The 16592-nt window shown below is 61.3% G+C and carries 18 protein-coding genes; 9 read left to right on the top strand and 9 right to left on the bottom strand.

The window, feature by feature from the left end; genetic code table 11:
• The first annotated feature begins 130 nt into the window (after positions 1 to 130).
• From cobS to FHT97_RS16425, 3 genes are read left to right on the top strand one after another with little or no spacing between them, the layout of a single operon-like run.
• Positions 131 to 1123: a cobaltochelatase subunit CobS gene (cobS, locus tag FHT97_RS16435; protein ID WP_183863658.1), complete on the top strand. Its 993-nt coding sequence runs from the start codon at positions 131 to 133 to the stop codon at positions 1121 to 1123.
• Positions 1124 to 1135: 12 nt separating this feature from the next.
• The gene (cobT, locus tag FHT97_RS16430; protein WP_183863657.1) at positions 1136 to 3037 is read left to right on the top strand and encodes a cobaltochelatase subunit CobT; all 1902 of its coding nucleotides are present in this window, start codon (positions 1136 to 1138) and stop codon (positions 3035 to 3037) included.
• A gap of 21 nt (positions 3038 to 3058) precedes the next feature.
• Positions 3059 to 4090, top strand: coding sequence for an esterase-like activity of phytase family protein (locus FHT97_RS16425; RefSeq protein WP_183863656.1), 1032 nt, complete (start codon positions 3059 to 3061; stop codon positions 4088 to 4090).
• Between the two features lie 246 nt (positions 4091 to 4336).
• On the opposite strand, the gene FHT97_RS16420 is transcribed toward FHT97_RS16425, so the two are convergent.
• Together FHT97_RS16420 and rpmB are read right to left on the bottom strand one after the other, a co-directional pair.
• Positions 4337 to 4972 carry a queuosine precursor transporter gene (locus tag FHT97_RS16420; protein ID WP_016556452.1) on the bottom strand — a complete coding sequence of 212 codons (636 nt, stop codon included), beginning with the start codon at positions 4970 to 4972 and terminating at the stop codon, positions 4337 to 4339.
• A gap of 116 nt (positions 4973 to 5088) precedes the next feature.
• Positions 5089 to 5385 (bottom strand): 50S ribosomal protein L28, encoded by a 297-nt coding sequence (gene rpmB / locus FHT97_RS16415; RefSeq protein ID WP_016556451.1) that lies wholly within the window; start codon positions 5383 to 5385, stop codon positions 5089 to 5091.
• Positions 5386 to 5623: 238 nt separating this feature from the next.
• On the opposite strand from rpmB, the gene FHT97_RS16410 reads away from it, so the two are divergent.
• Both FHT97_RS16410 and FHT97_RS16405 read left to right on the top strand, forming a co-directional pair.
• Positions 5624 to 6400 carry a DUF3108 domain-containing protein gene (locus FHT97_RS16410; protein WP_183863655.1) on the top strand — a complete coding sequence of 259 codons (777 nt, stop codon included), beginning with the start codon at positions 5624 to 5626 and terminating at the stop codon, positions 6398 to 6400.
• Between the two features lie 30 nt (positions 6401 to 6430).
• Positions 6431 to 7327, top strand: coding sequence for an EamA family transporter (locus FHT97_RS16405; protein ID WP_183863654.1), 897 nt, complete (start codon positions 6431 to 6433; stop codon positions 7325 to 7327).
• Between the two features lie 3 nt (positions 7328 to 7330).
• Here FHT97_RS16405 and FHT97_RS16400 read toward each other — a convergent pair whose 3' ends face one another.
• Positions 7331 to 7753 carry a cupin domain-containing protein gene (locus FHT97_RS16400; RefSeq protein ID WP_183863653.1) on the bottom strand — a complete coding sequence of 141 codons (423 nt, stop codon included), beginning with the start codon at positions 7751 to 7753 and terminating at the stop codon, positions 7331 to 7333.
• The gene (gene gloB / locus FHT97_RS16395) at positions 7753 to 8523 is read right to left on the bottom strand and encodes a hydroxyacylglutathione hydrolase (RefSeq protein WP_183863652.1); all 771 of its coding nucleotides are present in this window, start codon (positions 8521 to 8523) and stop codon (positions 7753 to 7755) included. Before gloB ends, FHT97_RS16400 begins: the two co-directional genes overlap by 1 nt.
• Positions 8524 to 8577: 54 nt before the next feature.
• Here gloB and FHT97_RS16390 point away from each other — a divergent pair, with 54 nt between their 5' ends.
• The 3 genes from FHT97_RS16390 to FHT97_RS16380 all read left to right on the top strand — a co-directional run bounded on the left by FHT97_RS16390 (position 8578) and on the right by FHT97_RS16380 (position 11499).
• The gene (locus tag FHT97_RS16390; RefSeq protein WP_016556446.1) at positions 8578 to 9354 is read left to right on the top strand and encodes a class I SAM-dependent methyltransferase; all 777 of its coding nucleotides are present in this window, start codon (positions 8578 to 8580) and stop codon (positions 9352 to 9354) included.
• Positions 9355 to 9463: 109 nt separating this feature from the next.
• Positions 9464 to 10573, top strand: a complete 1110-nt coding sequence (hisC, locus tag FHT97_RS16385) for a histidinol-phosphate transaminase (protein ID WP_183863651.1) — start codon at positions 9464 to 9466, stop codon at positions 10571 to 10573.
• Positions 10570 to 11499, top strand: a complete 930-nt coding sequence (locus tag FHT97_RS16380; protein ID WP_016556444.1) for a prephenate/arogenate dehydrogenase family protein — start codon at positions 10570 to 10572, stop codon at positions 11497 to 11499. Before hisC ends, FHT97_RS16380 begins: the two co-directional genes overlap by 4 nt.
• A gap of 18 nt (positions 11500 to 11517) precedes the next feature.
• Here the strand turns inward: FHT97_RS16380 and FHT97_RS16375 are convergent, their stop codons facing one another.
• Positions 11518 to 12516, bottom strand: coding sequence for a DUF2125 domain-containing protein (locus FHT97_RS16375; protein WP_183863650.1), 999 nt, complete (start codon positions 12514 to 12516; stop codon positions 11518 to 11520).
• 51 nt (positions 12517 to 12567) lie between these two features.
• Here FHT97_RS16375 and FHT97_RS16370 point away from each other — a divergent pair, with 51 nt between their 5' ends.
• Positions 12568 to 13101, top strand: a complete 534-nt coding sequence (locus tag FHT97_RS16370; RefSeq protein ID WP_183863649.1) for a gamma-glutamylcyclotransferase — start codon at positions 12568 to 12570, stop codon at positions 13099 to 13101.
• 2 nt (positions 13102 to 13103) lie between these two features.
• Here FHT97_RS16370 and FHT97_RS16365 read toward each other — a convergent pair whose 3' ends face one another.
• The 4 genes from FHT97_RS16365 to ftsE form a co-directional block, all read right to left on the bottom strand.
• Positions 13104 to 13901 carry a 1-acyl-sn-glycerol-3-phosphate acyltransferase gene (locus tag FHT97_RS16365; RefSeq protein WP_183755253.1) on the bottom strand — a complete coding sequence of 266 codons (798 nt, stop codon included), beginning with the start codon at positions 13899 to 13901 and terminating at the stop codon, positions 13104 to 13106.
• A gap of 84 nt (positions 13902 to 13985) precedes the next feature.
• Entirely contained in the window at positions 13986 to 14687 is a 702-nt protein-coding gene (locus FHT97_RS16360) for a YdcF family protein (protein WP_183755254.1), read from the bottom strand.
• Positions 14688 to 14761: 74 nt separating this feature from the next.
• A complete protein-coding gene (locus tag FHT97_RS16355) occupies positions 14762 to 15772 on the bottom strand; it encodes an ABC transporter permease (RefSeq protein ID WP_019280493.1) in 1011 nt (336 codons plus the stop codon).
• On the bottom strand, positions 15765 to 16424 hold the full coding sequence (gene ftsE, locus FHT97_RS16350) for a cell division ATP-binding protein FtsE (RefSeq protein WP_007528031.1): 660 nt from the start codon (positions 16422 to 16424) through the stop codon (positions 15765 to 15767). Before ftsE ends, FHT97_RS16355 begins: the two co-directional genes overlap by 8 nt.
• Positions 16425 to 16592 lie beyond the last annotated feature (168 nt).

The following is a 16592-nucleotide window of genomic DNA, read 5'->3' as shown; positions in this document are numbered from 1 at the left end:
TCGTTTCAGTCCCGGAGAAGCATCGCCGACGTTCCGACATGAACGAGCGCAGTGTAGACTTGCGGCGTCATGGTTGTGAAATGGGCTGATACAGTATGGCCGGGTGTCGGGCACCCGCCTTGGAGACATGATGAGCAAGATTGACCTTGATATTTCGGAGATTCCGGACACCACCGTTTCGGTCAGGGAGGTCTTTGGTATCGATTCCGATATTCGCGTGCCGGCTTACAGCCAGGGCAGCGCCTATGTTCCGGACCTCGACCCCGACTATCTCTTCGACCGCGAGACCACGCTCGCCATTCTTGCCGGCTTTGCCCATAACCGACGCGTGATGATCTCCGGCTATCACGGCACCGGTAAGTCCTCGCATATCGAACAGGTCGCCGCTCGCCTCAACTGGCCCTGCGTGCGTATCAACCTCGACAGCCATGTCAGCCGTATCGACCTCGTCGGCAAGGACGCGATCGTCCTCAAGGACGGTCTGCAGGTTACTGAATTCAAGGACGGCATCCTGCCCTGGGCGTACCAGCATAATGTCGCGCTCGTCTTCGACGAATACGATGCCGGCCGCCCGGACGTCATGTTCGTCATCCAGCGCGTGCTGGAGTCGTCCGGTCGCCTGACGCTGCTCGACCAGAGCCGCGTCATTCGCCCGCACCCCGCCTTCCGCCTGTTTGCAACCGCAAACACCATCGGTCTCGGCGACACGACGGGCCTCTATCACGGCACGCAGCAGATCAACCAGGCACAGATGGACCGCTGGTCGATCGTCACCACTCTGAACTATCTGCCGCACGATCACGAAGTGAATATCGTCGCTTCCAAGGTGAAGAGCTTCGGCAAGGACAAGAACGGCCGCGACATCGTCTCCAAGATGGTCCGCGTTGCCGATCTCACGCGCGCTTCGTTCATGAATGGCGACCTGTCGACCGTTATGAGCCCGCGTACCGTCATCACCTGGGCCGAGAACGCTGAGATTTTCGGTGACCTCGCCTTCGCCTTCCGCACCACCTTCCTGAACAAGTGCGACGAGCTGGAGCGCCCGCTGGTGGCCGAGCACTACCAGCGCGCTTTCGGCGTCGAGCTGAAAGAGAGTGCTGCAAACATTGTTCTGGAGGCCTAAGGCCGACCGACCATGGCTGCTCGCGGTGACAATTCGAAAGCAAAGCCCGGCTCGCCAGTCGACGTCGAACCGTTGCGTCGGGCGATATCAGGCAGTGTTCGCGCGATCGCCGGCGATGGCGACGTCGAGGTGACCTTCGCCAATGAGCGCCCCGGAATGACGGCCGAGCGTGTCCGCTTGCCCGAACTCTCCAAGCGCCCGACGAAGCATGAGCTGGCGGTGACGCGTGGACTTGGCGACTCGATGGCGCTGCGACTCGCTTGCCACGACGATAAGGTGCACGCGACGATGGCGCCGCAGGGTTCCGACGCCCGCGCAATCTTCGACGCTGTCGAGCAGGCGCGTGTGGAATCGATCGGCGCGCTGCGCATGGAAGGTGTGGCCGCCAACTTGCGTTCGATGACCGAGGAGAAATACGCCAAGGCGAATCTCTCTGGCATCGAGCGGCAGGAGGATGCGCCGATCGGCGAAGCCGTCGCCATGATGGTGCGCGAGAAGCTGACCGGCCAGCAACCGCCAGCTTCTGCCGGCAAGGTGCTCGATCTCTGGCGCTCCTTCATCGAGGAAAAGGCCGGAGCCGATCTCGACAACCTTCCCGCCGTCATCAGTGACCAGCAGGCCTTCTCGAAGGTAATACGCCACATGCTCTCCGCCATGGAAATGGCCGAGGAGTATGGCGACGACGACAGCGAGCCGGAGTCCGACGACGAGTCTGAGCAGGAAGACCAGCCGAACGGCGACGAGCAGGATCAGGACGAAGTCGACGACGACGCCGGCTCCGATGCCGCACCCGTAGAGGACAGCGAAGTCGCCGACGAGCAGATGGAGGACGGCGAGACCGAAGGCGCCGAAATCTCCGACGACGACATGCAGGATGAGGGCGAGGAAGATTCCGAGACTCCGGGCGAAACCCGCCGTCCGAACACCCCCTTCGACGACTTCAACGAGAAGGTCGACTACCACGTCTTCACTGAGGAATTCGATGAGACGATCACGGCCGAAGAGCTCTGTGACGCCGCCGAGCTGGAGCGCCTGCGCGCCTTCCTCGACAAGCAGCTGGCGCACCTGCAGGGCGCGGTCGGGCGACTGGCCAACCGCCTGCAACGCCGCTTGATGGCACAGCAGAACCGTTCCTGGGATTTCGACCTCGAGGAAGGCTATCTCGACCCAGCACGCCTTACACGCATGATTATCGACCCGATGCAGGCACTCTCGTTCAAAATGGAGCGAGACACGCAGTTCCGCGATACGGTCGTGACGCTTCTGATCGACAATTCGGGCTCGATGCGTGGCCGTCCGATCACGGTCGCCGCCACCTGCGCCGATATCCTGGCCCGTACACTCGAGCGCTGCGGTGTCAAGGTGGAGATCCTCGGCTTCACGACGAAGGCCTGGAAGGGCGGACAGGCGCGCGAAAAGTGGCTCGGCAGCGGTAAGCCACAGACGCCTGGCCGTCTCAACGATCTGCGCCACATCATCTACAAGTCGGCCGATGCTCCCTGGCGCCGCGCGCGGGCCAATCTTGGCCTGATGATGCGCGAAGGCCTGCTGAAGGAAAACATCGACGGCGAGGCGCTGATGTGGGCGCATAACCGCCTGATCGCGCGGCGCGAGCAACGCAAGATCCTGATGATGATCTCCGACGGCGCGCCGGTCGACGATTCGACATTGTCGGTCAATCCGGGCAGCTACCTGGAAAGGCACCTACGCGCCGTCATCGAGCGCATCGAGACGCGTTCTCCCGTCGAGCTTCTGGCAATTGGCATCGGCCATGACGTGACGCGCTATTATAGGCGCGCCGTAACCATCGTCGACGCGGACGAGCTGGCCGGTGCGATGACCGAGCAGCTTGCATCGCTCTTCGAAGACAAGACCGTCCAGCCGCGGGGCGGTCGCCTCCGCCGCGCCGGCTAACCGCGAAAGGACGCTTTCTGGATGCTCGGGAAGCCTTTCGCCAGCCTGATCGCGATCGCCGTTGGTCTGGCGGCATTCGTGCCGCCAGCACTTGCCGATGGCAGCGTCGAGGTTCGCAGCCGCGCCATCACTGAATTCAAGATTGGTTCCGACGATACCCGGTTCGGTCCGCTTGAATTCCTCGGCGGGTTGGAAATGGTCTCGCCGCAGCGGCTGTTTGGCTCGCTGTCGTCGATCCGGTTTCGACAGGACAAGACGCATTTCGTCGGCGTACTCGACACCGGCCACTGGATGACCGGGCGCATCGAGCGCGATCCACAGGGGCGCCTGTCTGGTCTCGCCGACGTCGCGATCACGCCGATGAGGAATCGTGCCGGGCGGACCTTCGAAGGCAAGGGACATATGGATGCGGAGGGCTTGGCGTTGCACGGCAACGAAATCCTGGTCTCCTTCGAACAGGATCACCGCGTTGACGTCTATCCCGATCCGGGCTTTGAGGTGTCGCGTGCAATCGACATGATTCCCAATCCGTTTTCCAAGAAATCCCTGCGCGCCAATCGCGGCTTTGAAACGATCGCCGTCGCGCCCGCGGACAGCGCGCTGAAGGGCGGCACACTGATTGTGGCCGAGCGCAGCTTGGACGCCGATGACAATGCCTACGCCGCGATCCTCGACGGGCCATTGAAGGGACGTCTTGCGCTCGCCCATTATGGCGACTTCGACGCGACGGACGGAGCGTTTCTGCAGAATGGTGACCTCTTGCTCCTCGAGCGGCGCTTCAATGTCGCGGAAGGCATCGGAATGCGACTCCGCCGCATCAAGGCCGCCGACATTCGTCCCGGTTCCGTGATGGACGGAGAGATCTTGCTGCAGGGCGATTTCGGCTACCAGATCGACAACATGGAAGGCTTGGATGTCTTCGCAGCCGAGGACGGGACCACGCATGTGGTGATAGTCTCCGACGACAATCACTCCATCCTGCAGCGCAACCTGATGCTGGAATTTCGACTGGTCGAGGTACCATCTGGCGACACGGCACACCTGCAGCGGTGACAGCGGCGTATCAGCCGCCGAAATCGACTTTCGGTTCAATGCCCGCAATCAGTCCCGATCCGTTGCCCGCCGCTCTTCGTACGCTCGTCACCGGAGAATCTATTTTGCTTCGCTGCGTCGCTCGAATTGGGCTCGGGGCCGCACACACTTCCCGACGAGAATTCTCCCTGACTCGGTCTCAGTAACAGGAACGGCGGAGCCATAGGCTCCGCCGAACAGCTGGAACTCGAATTGGGGGGAGCGCGCTCAGCGGGCGGCGGCGGCCTGCAGGGGGCGCAGCACGTTCATCAGTGCGCCGTATGGCAGCAGCATTACGAGACCGACGACTACCTTCACCGTAAAGTCGCCGATCGCCCAGGAAATCCAGCGCGGGGCTTCGGCCGTGAATGCGCCGAGGATCGGGGCGGATTCCAGCGCGAAGGGATCATTCGGGCCGAAGAAGACGAAGAAGGCAGCAAATGCGAAGGAGAAGAAGATGATCGTGTCCAGCATCGAGCCGATCAGCGAGCCGACGAGCGGCGCGCGCCACCAGGCCTGACGGCGCAGGCGATTGAAGACCGAGATATCAAGCAGCTGACCGGCCAGGTAGGCCGAGCCCGACGCAATCGCGATGCGCGGCACCGAGGTATAGAAGGACAGCGCCACACCGACGACGAAGCCGGCGAAGACGACCTTGCGGGCCGCCTGCGGTCCGAACTGGCGGTTGGTCAGATCGGTGATGAGGAAGGCGACCGGATAAGTAAAAGCACCCCAGGTCAGGATGTCGGCCAGATTGATGCCGGCGAATTCGGCATTCAGAGGGAACTGCACGAGGAAGTTCGAGGCGACGACGACCAGCGTCATGAGGGTGACATAGATAAGCGTAGAGCGTGTCGTCAGCATTTTTTTATCCTGGGGTATGCCACCAGTTGGAGGAACAGACCGGCAAAGCAAAAGGCTTGTCCGGAGTTCATCCGTGCAAGCCTTCTGAAGCCGTATGAAAAAGAAGCAGTCGAAGCTTACGCAGCAGCGGCTTCGGCAGTCTTCTTGACGATCTGGCGACGCAGCAGACGAGCGCGCATCGACAGTTCATTTTCGCTTGCCTTGATCAGGAAGGCATCGAGACCGCCACGATGCTCGACGGAACGAAGAGCAGCAGCCGAAACGCGAAGACGGTAACGCTGGCCGAGCGCGTCGGAGATCAGCGTAACCTGGCACAGGTTCGGGAGGAACCGGCGCTTGGTCTTGTTGTTGGCATGGCTGACATTGTTGCCAACGAGGACTGCCTTGCCGGTCAATTCGCACATGCGGGACATGGAACACCTATTCTTGTTTTTCTCGGCCATCGGGTGCACGCCCACGCAAAACCGGGCTAGCAATCCATCAGACCATGATTGGAAAGTTGCGGTTCTATAGTCAGACAGGCCGTGCGCGTCAAGCCAATCCTTGGCATTTCCCGCAATTCTGTCAAAAAGCTCGTGTTTGCTTCATCGAGAGACAGGCGTATAGACCGTTATCAACGGCGTTTCCAGCCGCCTGAACAAGGTTCATTTCATGGCTCATCTGGGCAAACGCATTCTTATTTCCGCAGTCGCAGCGCTGGTGGCCATTCCGGCCGGCGCAAGCGAGATCGTGCATCGCACCGAGTACAGGGTTTCGCTTGGTATCCTGACGATTGCGCGCGCCGCCTTCCTGACGAAGATCGAGGACGACAAGAGCTACAAGGTATCCGGCGACATCAGCTCGGCAGGACTTGCCGATCTCGTCACCAATATCTCTGCAAAGACCAGCGTTGACGGCGTCCTGCGCGGTGACCGGCTGCAGGCGTCCCGCTACTATCTCTATTACAAGAGCGGCAAGCGCGCCCGGACATACGAGGTGCGTTACAACAACGGCAATATCACTTCGACGACCGTCAGGCCGCCACGGACACCGCCGAAGAACTGGGTCAGCGTGCCGGCAAGCGACCTGCGTTCCGTCCTTGATCCGATCTCCGGCCTGATCTTCCCTGCCGACGCCAATGTCTGCGCGCAGAAACTGCCGATCTACGATGGCGAAATGCGCATGGATCTGGTGCTCTCGCCAAAGGGCTCTCAGGATTTCTCGACGTCGGGGTTCAGCGGCAAAGCGACCGTTTGCAGCGTGCGCTTCGTCCCGCGCTCCGGCTACAAGAAGGGCCGCAGCGATATCGACTATCTGAGCAAGAGCAGCCGGATGGAAATCTGGTTTGCCAAGTCGGATGCTGCAAATGTATATGCTCCGGTCTACGTCCGTATTCCGACGCAATACGGTCCGGTGACGATCACGGCGGTGAAATACGGCGCGAGCTGACGGAGCAAGTGTCTCCGTAAAGGGGGACAGGTGAAGCTTCGGGCAACGCTAATCGGCTTTGCGGCTATTCTCATGTGGTCGTTCCTGGCGTTATTCACGGCTGCGTCAGGTACGATGCCGCCCTTCCAGCTGTCCGCGATCTGCTTTGCCATCGGCAGCATCCCCGGCATCGTCGTGCTGATCCTCAATCCGTCGCGGCTCGCTCTGCTCAAGCAGCCGGCCAAGGTATGGATCGTTGGGATCGCCGGGCTGTTCGGATATCATTTCCTTTACTTCACGGCGCTCAGGAATGCGCCGGCGGTCGAGGCCGGGCTGATTGCCTATCTCTGGCCGCTGCTGATCGTTGTCGGGTCGGCGTTGCTACCGGGCGAACGGCTGCGCTGGTATCATGTCGCGGGAGCGCTGGCCGGTCTCTGTGGCACCTTCCTGATCGTCGGCCGCAACGGCATCAACTTCGATGGTGCCTATGCCGTCGGCTATGGCGCGGCCTTCCTCTGCGCCTTCACGTGGTCGGGCTATTCACTGCTGACGCGCCGGTTCGATGCTGTCTCGACCGATGTCGTCACCGGCTTCTGCCTCGCGACCGCGATCCTGTCGTCCATCTGCCATCTCGGCCTGGAGACAACGGTCTGGCCCGTGGGGGTCTCGCAGTGGGTTGCGGTTCTCGGCCTCGGGCTCTTCCCGGTCGGTGCAGCCTTCTATGCCTGGGATTACGGCGTCAAGAATGGTGATATCCAGATCCTCGGCGCTGCGAGCTATGCCGCGCCGCTTCTTTCGACGTTGAACCTGACGCTGTTCGGCTTTGCCGAGCCGAGCTGGCGGATCGCGCTTGCGTGCGTGCTGGTTACAGGCGGCGCCGTTCTCGCCGCAAACGAGCTGTTTCGCCGGAAGGCCACGACTGCCGAACAGCCGGCGGCCGCCGAATAGCGTTCAACCGACAGGCTGCCAGTCCGGTGGTGCCATCTCGAAGGAGGCGAAGTCGAAGCCTGGCGCAACGGTGCATCCGACGAGCGTGTAATCGCCTGTCGTTTCAGCCGATTGCCACCAGTTGGCGGGAATGACCGCCTGCGGACGCTCGCCCTTGAGGATGTCAGTCCCAAGCACCACCGTCTCGCGGCCGCTGCCATCCTGCGAGCGGTGAAGAGCAAGCGGAGCCCCGGCATAATGATGCCATACCTCTACAGCATCGCGAACACGGTGCCAGTGGGATCGCTGCCCCGCCTTCAATAGATAGTAGATCGCCGTCGAATGGCCGCGTGATCCGCCGTCGGTGTCGCGAAAGGTCTGCACATACCAGCCGCCTTCGGGGTGCGGCTGCATTCCAAGTTCGCGAATAATGTCGTCCGGCGACATTAGAAATTGTCCTTGCGCCGGCGAATTTCCGCGAAGACTTCCTCGTTGGTCTTGGTTTCCATCAAGAGGTTGCGGCGGATGGCGGGATCGGCGGCGCGCAGGAAGGGGTTGGTCTCCTTCTCCAGCGCCAGCGTCGTCGGAATCGTGAACTTGTTCTCGGCCCGCAGCGCCTCGATCTCGGCTGCACGGCTGATCAGGCGCTGATTATCAGGATCGATGGTGAGTGCGAAGCGCGCGTTCGACAGGGTATATTCGTGGCCGAAATAGACGGCGGTTTCGTCGGGCAGAACGGCTAACTTCTGCAGCGAATGCCACATATCGGCGGCCGGTCGCTCGAACAGGCGGCCGCAGCCGAGCGCAAAGAGCGTGTCGGCGGCAAACAGCAGCTTGTCGTCGACAAAGTGATAGCAGATGTGCCCGGCCGTATGCCCTGGTGTTTCGATGACCGAAACCGTGTGGTCGCCGAACAGGAACGTGTCGCCGTCGGCCATCGTCTTGTCGAGGCCAGGGATCGCCACCGCTTCGTTGACCGGACCGATGATCTCGCAGCCATACTGCTCCTTGAGCGCCAGATTGCCTTCAACGTGGTCGGTGTGATGATGGGTCGTGAAAATATGCGAGATCGTCCAGCCACGGCGGCTTGCCGCCTTTTCGACGGCAGCGGCATCGGGCGCGTCGATCGAGGCGGTCAGGCCGGTTTCCGGATCATGAACCAACACGCCGAAATTATCGGAACGGCAAAGAAAAACGTCTAAATCCAAAGGTTTCATAGTCTCAGGCAGCCTCTTTATCGCGGGTTTACCGGGAATGTAGAGGGTCGTGCCTTGAAGTCCAACCGCCCATTGATAACATTTGCCTCAATGCACGCTGATATCGTCGACCTTCGCCAGTTCTATCATTCCGACCTCGGACGTATTGCCGAGCAGTCGATCGCCATGGCGCTTTCCTCGCTTTGGGTCCGGCTGCCGCAGGAGCGCCTTGTGGGTCTGGGCTATGTCGTTCCCTTCCTCGATCGCTTCCAGCCCGACACGGAGCGAACCTTTGCCTTCATGCCGGCGGGGCAGGGGGCGGTGAACTGGCCTGTGGGTGCATTGTCGACGACGGCCCTGATCTTCGACGAGGAGCTGCCGCTGCCCGATTCATCGATCGACCGGGTGCTGATGGTCCATTCGCTCGAATTCGCCGAGAGCCCACGGGAAACCCTGAAGGAGCTGTGGCGCGTGCTGGCGCCTGGCGGTCGGCTGGTCATTGTCGTGCCGAACCGTCGCGGTGTTTGGGCGCGCATGGAACATACACCGTTTGGGTCAGGGCGCCCCTATTCGCGCGGGCAGCTGACAAGTCTGTTGCGCGAGACCAATTTCACGCCCGGCGCGACAGCGGAGGCTCTGTTCTTTCCGCCGTCGAAGCTGCGGACCATGATGCGATTGCGCAGCGTTTTCGACCGCGTGGGACGCACCTTATGGCCCGCCTTTTCCGGCGTCATCATCGTCGAGGCGCAGAAGCGACTCTATCAGGGCCTGCCCGTTGCCGCCCGCGCCTCGCGGCGCGTCTTCGTGCCGGTGCTGGCGCCGCATGGTGTTCCGACGACGCGCAGCCGCTAGCCGGTCCTGACCCAGGTCCCGCGGCACTCGACAAGATCGCCTTTCCGTTCTATTGCCTCTTGGCAATTTTCAGCCGAATTTTTCCCGGTATTTTCCCAAGGTCGATCTGATGAGCGAAGACAAGAGCAAGCCCGTTCCGCGTTCCGGTATTCTGGATATCGCAGCCTATGTGCCGGGCAAGGAACATGCGCCGGGCGTCGCCCGTGTCTACAAGCTCTCGTCCAATGAGACGCCGCTTGGCGCGAGCCCGAAGGCAATCGACGCCTTCCGCAATGCCGCCGACAGCCTCGAACGGTATCCGGACGGGCAGGCCCTCGAACTGCGCGAGGCCATCGCGGCGGTTCACGGGCTTAACCCGGCTAACATCATGTGCGGCAATGGCTCGGACGAGTTGCTCGGGCTGCTCTGCCATGTCTATCTCGGCACTGGCGACGAAGCCATCATCACCGAGCATGGCTTCCTCGTCTACAAGATCCAGATCATGGGTGCGGGTGCCACCCCCGTTACCGTCAAGGAGAAGGACGCAACGGTTGACGTCGATGCGATCCTTGCTGCGGTTACGCCGAAGACGAAGATGGTCTTTATCGCCAACCCCGGCAATCCGACGGGCACATTCGTCCCCGTCAGCGAGATTCGTCGCCTGCATGCTGCCCTATCCAAGAACGTCGTGCTCATCCTTGACGCGGCCTATGCCGAATACGTCCGCCGCAACGATTATGAGGCCGGCATCGAGATCGTGTCGTCCAACCCGAACGTCGTCATGACCCGCACCTTCTCGAAGGTCTACGGCTTGGCGGCGCTGCGTGTCGGCTGGATGTATGCGCCGGCCGATATCATCGATGCGGTCAATCGTGTCCGTGGTCCGTTTAACATGAACGCAGCGGCCATCTCTGCCGGTGCTGCTGCCATCCGCGACCAAGGGTTCATGCAGGAAGCGGTCGCCTTCAATCTGATGTGGATCGAAAAGATGACGGTCGCGCTCGAGGCTATCGGTCTCAAGGTGACGCCATCGGTCACCAATTTCGTGCTCATTCACTTCCCCGATGTCGACGGCAAGCGCGCGCCCGAGGCCGATGAGTTCCTGACAAGCCGCGGATATATCCTGAGGGCGGTGAAGGGCTACGGATTCCCCAACGCGCTGCGCATGAGCATCGGCCCGGAAGAGGCGAACCGCGGCGTCATCGAAGCGCTCGGCGAGTTTATGGGACGCAAGTCATGACGGTGCAGTTCGATCGCATTGCGCTGATCGGGATCGGCCTGATCGGCTCCTCCATCGCGCATGACATCAAGCGGCTTGGTCTGGCGAAAGAGGTTGTCATCGCCACGCGCAGTGCCGACACGCTGAAGCGGGCCGAGGAACTGCAACTCGGCGACCGCTATACGACGTCATCGGCCGAGGCGGTCAAGGATGCGGACCTCGTGATCGTCTCGGTGCCGGTAGGGGCATCAGAGAGTGTTGCCAAGGAGATCGCCGGCAGCCTGAAGCCCGGTGCGATTGTCACCGACGTCGGCTCGACCAAGGCTTCGGTCATAGCGCAGATGCAGCCGCATATGCCGCCGCATGTCCATTTCATTCCTGGCCATCCGCTGGCGGGTACCGAGAAGTCCGGTCCGGACGCCGGTTTCCCGGGGCTCTTCGAAGGGCGCTGGTGCATTTTCACGCCGATCGCGGGCACGGATGAAGCAGCACTGAAAAGGCTGCGGCAGTTCTGGGAAGCGTTGGGCTCCAAGGTCGACGAGATGGATCCGGAGCATCACGACAAGGTGCTGGCTATTGTCTCGCACCTGCCGCACATCATCGCCTACAACATCGTCGGCACTGCGGACGATCTGGAAGCGGTCACTGAGTCGGAAGTCATCAAATATTCCGCCTCCGGTTTCCGCGATTTCACGCGTCTCGCCGCCTCCGACCCGACGATGTGGCGCGATGTCTGCCTTCACAACAAGGATGCCATCCTCGAAATGCTGGCGCGCTTCTCCGAAGATCTCGCCTATCTGCAGCGGGCCATTCGCTGGGGCGAGGGCGACAAGATCTTCGATCTCTTCACGCGAACCCGCTCGATCCGCCGCTCGATCATCCAGGCGGGTCAGGATGTCGATGCCCCCGACTTCGGTCGCCCGCATCCGCTCGAGAAGAATGCTTGACCCTGAAAGGCCCTAGTTTCAGATCGGCGGGATCGATCCGAGCGGGATGAAGCCGCCGACCGTGGCATTGCCGCGTGCCACGACGAGGTCGACCGACACCTTGTCGCCGCCGCCTGCCAGCGCCTTCAAAAGCTTGGCGGCGGTATCGACGGTCTTGGCGATCTCGGGGAAGGTCTGCTTGATGCTGTCGCGCCAAGGGCCGAGCTGTTCGATCTCCAGCTTGAACTTGCCTGAGAGATAGCCCTCTTCGTCGAAGGAGAAGGGGCCGCTCAGTGTCATGACCTTGCCGTCACCAATATCGGCCACAACCTTGCGCAGTTCGCCGCTCGAGCCGTAGAGGCCTCTTTGATCGCTGCCATCGATCATGCCGGCCTTGCCGGCGAGCGTCACGTCGGCGCTCGCCGAGAGCTTGGGGAAGGCCGGCCAGTCCTTGATCACGGTATTGGCGTCCGTGACGGAGATCGCGCTGTCAAGATCGCCGCCGTTCTGACGGAGGTGAATTTCGGTATGAGCGGCGTCGAAGTTGATCGACTGGCCGGTCTGCGAGGATACTGCCGTTCCCTTCAGCCCTTCGATGACGGTGGAGGAACGGTCGATGCCCTTCAGCTTCGTTATCAGGCTGGACTGCAGGCTAGCCCATTCGGCGTTGAGGGTCAGGCCGTGGGCACTACGGATCTCGGCAGGCGAGTCGAGTTCCCACACGATATGGCCTGGAGCGTAGACTTGGGCTGCTGAGCGCAGCTGGCCGAAACTCGCCGACACGCCGTTGACGCTGTCATCGACATCGACTTTCGAGCAGAAGAGGCCAATGCGGAACGGATAGCCGCGGAAGTCGATATCCGCGCACTCGCCGCTGACGCCGGCTGTATTGCCGGGTGCGATCGCCCTCAGCACGGTCGTTTTCAGTTGCGAGGCAGCATAGAACCAGCCGGCGGTGTAGAGCGCGATCACCAGGACGATACCGCCGCCGAGCAACCAGAATTTTCTGCCGCTACGGGATTGGCTTGACGATGCCATGATGTTCTCCAATGGTGACTCGCGAGTGGGAATGTCGGTCTGGCGTGCGATATGGACGAATTTTGGGTATTTGGCTACGGATCCCTGATGTGGAATCCGGGTTTCGAGTTTTTGGAGCGTTCTCAGGCTCTTGTCTATGGCTACAGGCGTTCGCTCTGCGTCCGTTCCTGGGTGCATCGTGGCACCGAGCAGAATCCAGGCCTCGTGCTGGGCCTCGATCGCGGCGGATCATGTCGCGGCATGGGCTTCCGGATCGCCCCGTCGCTATGGGATGAAACGATCGACTATCTCCGGGAGCGCGAGCTGGTCACCAACGTCTATCTCGAGCGCTGCCTGCCGCTCCAGCTGGCGGACGGCCGGACAAGCAAGGCGGTCGCCTATGTCGTAGATCGCAAACACACGCAATATGCCGGCAGTCTCGATGCGATTGCGGCCGCATCCGTAGTCCACCGTGCTCAAGGCAAGTCGGGGCCGAACGACGCCTATGTCTTCAATACACTGGCGCACTTGCGGGAAATGGGCATTCGCGATCACTGGCTGGAGCAGGTGGTCGGCGAAGTGGAGCGGCTGAAACAAGCCGCCTGACCTCAGGCCGTCGCTGTCTCACTCTTTTGCAATTCCGCGAGACGGTTAGCGGCGGTCGGCGGGAGCGGCAGATCCGGGTTCCGCTTGATGGTGTCGATCAGCAGCTCGTCGCTTGCCCTCTCGGTCACCTCGATCAGATGGGCAAAGAAGGCATCGGGATCCATCCCAGGATGGATCGGCGGCAGGATTCTTACCTTGAAGTGGCCGGGATAGCGCATTGTGCTGCGTCGCGGCCAGAACAAGCCGGGATGCATGGCGACCGGCACGACCGGCAGCTGCAGGTCGCGGTACATGCGGGCGATGCCGTATTTGTAGAGCGGCTCTGCGCCCGGCGGACGACGGGTTCCCTCGGGATAGATGATCAGCTGGCGGCCGGTCGCCAGTTCTTCTTTGGTCCGCCGCAATGCCTCGACCATCACCTTGCCGCGCGCGCCGCGGTTGATCGGGATCATCCGCTGCTTCTTGGCATACCAGCCGAAGAGCGGAATCCACATCAGCTCGCGTTTGAGGATGTAGACCGGATCCTTCAGCCACGGCAGCAGGGCATAGGTGTCCCAGAACGACTGGTGCTTCGGCGCCAGGATATAGCCGCCGTCAGGCAGGTTCTCCATGCCCTCGATCTCGAAGGTCGTGCCCACGATCTTTTCCATCAGCCAGTGGCACGACAGCGCCCAGTTCTTCGGCACACTATAGGCTTCCTTGCGTGGTGCGAGGAAGTAATAGGGGGACAGTACGATCATCCGGAGGATGAGGTTGGCGTAGAAGATCGTGTTGAAGAGAACGGAACGCAGGGCGATCATAAATTTTCCCGAGGCCAATGCCCGCAAGAGGCGGTTGCGCCCTCCTACACGATATTGGCTCGCAGAAAAAGGTTTCCGTCGGTCTTAGCCGGAGACGCCGGCCGAGCGTAGCCCCGGGTGACGGCCGAGCCCGGTCAGGTTTCGCGCGCCGGCGAAGAGCACTTTCGCATACTCGGCGAGCATCACGCGGACGGCGTTGGGGTCGGTGAACCAGTCGCTCGTCTTCAGGTCGGTGTTCACGACAGGATAGGGAATGAACTGGGTTTCGGAGTCGACGTAAGCGAGTTCCGCCAGGCTGCGCGGCATATGGTAGTTATTGGTAACGACAAGGACGCTCTTGTAGCCGCGCTGGTGGATCCAGTTCGATGCTTCCTGCGCGTTGCCGATCGTATCGAGCGCATCGTAGCCGACGTCGACGCAGCAGGAGAAAAGCTCAGGCGAGGCCTGGGTCATTCTGCGGATCTGCTTTGGCGTGGTTGCCGGGTGAACCCCCGAAATCAGCAGGCGCTTGCCGGCGCCTTTCTGCAGCAATTCGACGGCCTGGTCGATACGCTGGTAGCCGCCGGTCAGAACGACGATCGCATCCGCCCGGGGATCAAGCGGCGGCTTCAGCGTCGTGACCGAATCGGCAAACCGCAGAAACCCACCAAAGACGAGGGCCATGGCCAGAACGGACGCCATGCCACCCCAGCGCAGCATGCGCCGCACAGGACCGCGCACAGGCCTCCCTTCGGAGCGAGCAAGCTCCGTTTCCGGGCGAATCGGGGTGCGCGACATGTGGCCCATGCTCATGAATCGGAAAATATATGCAGATTGCGGCGGCGAACAGACGCTTTCATGGCAAAAAAGGCATGTAAAGCTCAATTCACGAGCCCGTCCGCCCGTGTCGGATCGGAACGCAACGTGTCAATCTCGTAAATCGTTCGCATGACGGTGAGGCGAGCTGTAAAAGTCGTCAGTAGCGCGATGACGATCATGGTTGCGAAGATGCCGGCATAGCCGAGGGCGCCGACCGAAAACGTACCGAAGAGAGCGGTTGCCTGGTCGGTCTGCGGGGTCGCCAGCGTGCGGCTCTGCAGGAAGCCGGCGGTCATGAAGAAGAGCGCGGCGAGGGCACTGCCGACCGCCGATCCCTTGAGGCTGATTTTCAGAAAGTGCTTCTGGAACTCGGTGGCGACAAACGAGCTTTCCGCACCGACGAAGTGCAGAACTTCAACGATGTGACGATTGCCGGACAGGGCGCCACGGGTCGCGAAGACCACGGTCAGCACCATCGCCGAGAAAACCAGCAGCAGGATGCCGGTGCCGATCATAACGGTCGTGTGGGCCATCGAAACCAGCCGGTCTACCCAAGTGCGGTGGTCGTCGAGCGAGGCCTGAGGAATGCTCTCCTTCAGCAGCGTCCGCATCGCCTCGAAATCCGGTGGGTTGTTCTCGTCGATGGTGATGATGATAAGCCGCGGAACCGGCAGCTCCTTGATGTCGAGCCCGGTGCCGAGCCAGGGTTCGAGGAGACGAGCAGTTGCCGCTTCGTCAACGATCTGGCCGTCCTTGGTGCCGACGAAGGTGAGCGCGAGGTCGCGCGCCTGCGCCAGCGTCTTCTCCATGTCCAACCCCTCGTCGGGCTTGATCTGGATCGTGACCTCGCGGGAAATCTGGCTTTCCCAGCTCGCAGCCGTGGAGCGCACCATGCTGACGCCGCCGAGTGTCAGGCAGGCAAGGAAGGCCATGATGGCGATGACCACCATTAGCGCATTGCCCTGAATGTTGGCGGAGGGCAGGATCGGGGCCGTCGGGCGCACCTTCATCTCCGGCCGCTTCTGGCTTTTCTGGGCGGCCTCTGCGGGCGGTTTGGGCGCAGCTTTAGTCATGGATATCGAGGTGCCCTTCCGAGAGAATCATACGGCGGGCTTCCACCTGGTCCATCAGGGCCAGATCATGGGTCGCGATGACAACCGCCGTACCGAGACGGTTGAGCTCAAGGAACAGATTGAGCAGTCGGCGGGCCATCGGCGGATCGACGTTCGCGGTCGGCTCGTCGGCGAGAAGAATTTCGGGACGGTCGATCAGGGCGCGCGCGATCGCGGCGCGCTGTTTTTCGCCGCCCGACAGCACCGGTGGCAGGACATTGATGCGCTCGCCGAGGCCGACCCACTTCAAAAGCTCGAGTACGTCCGTCTTGTAGGAGCTCTCGTCCTTGCCGCGAACGCGCAGTGGCAAGGCTACGTTTTCGTAGGTGGTCAAATGATCCAGCAGACGGAATTCCTGGAAGATGATGCCGACACGGCGACGCAGCAGCGGCAGTTCGGGCCGCGGAATGTCGGAAATGTCGCGTCCGAACATGCGGATCAGCCCGCGGGTCGGCTGCAACGAAAGGAACAGCAATCTCAGCAGCGTGGTCTTGCCGGCGCCCGAAGGGCCGGTCAGGAACTGGAACGATTTCTTCGGAATGTCGAACGTCAGGTCCCGGAGAATTTCCGGGCCCATGCCATAGCGCAAACCGACATTTTCGAAGTGGATCAACGGGAGATCAGTCTTTTGTTTGTTCACCGCACGACTTGTTAACCAACACCATTAACAACCAGTAAATTTACCGGAAAGACGCCGCTTTGATGGCGATCTTTGCGAAGCATTAACCATTAAAATTTACGACTGAGCAGGATTCGTTTCAATGCCGGATTTCTGTCCGGC

This window comes from Rhizobium sp. BK399, assembly GCF_014194695.1.
Lineage (GTDB): Bacteria > Pseudomonadota > Alphaproteobacteria > Rhizobiales > Rhizobiaceae > Rhizobium.
Note: the sequence above shows the minus strand (reverse complement) of the source record. Positions and strands in the feature narration are given on the sequence as shown.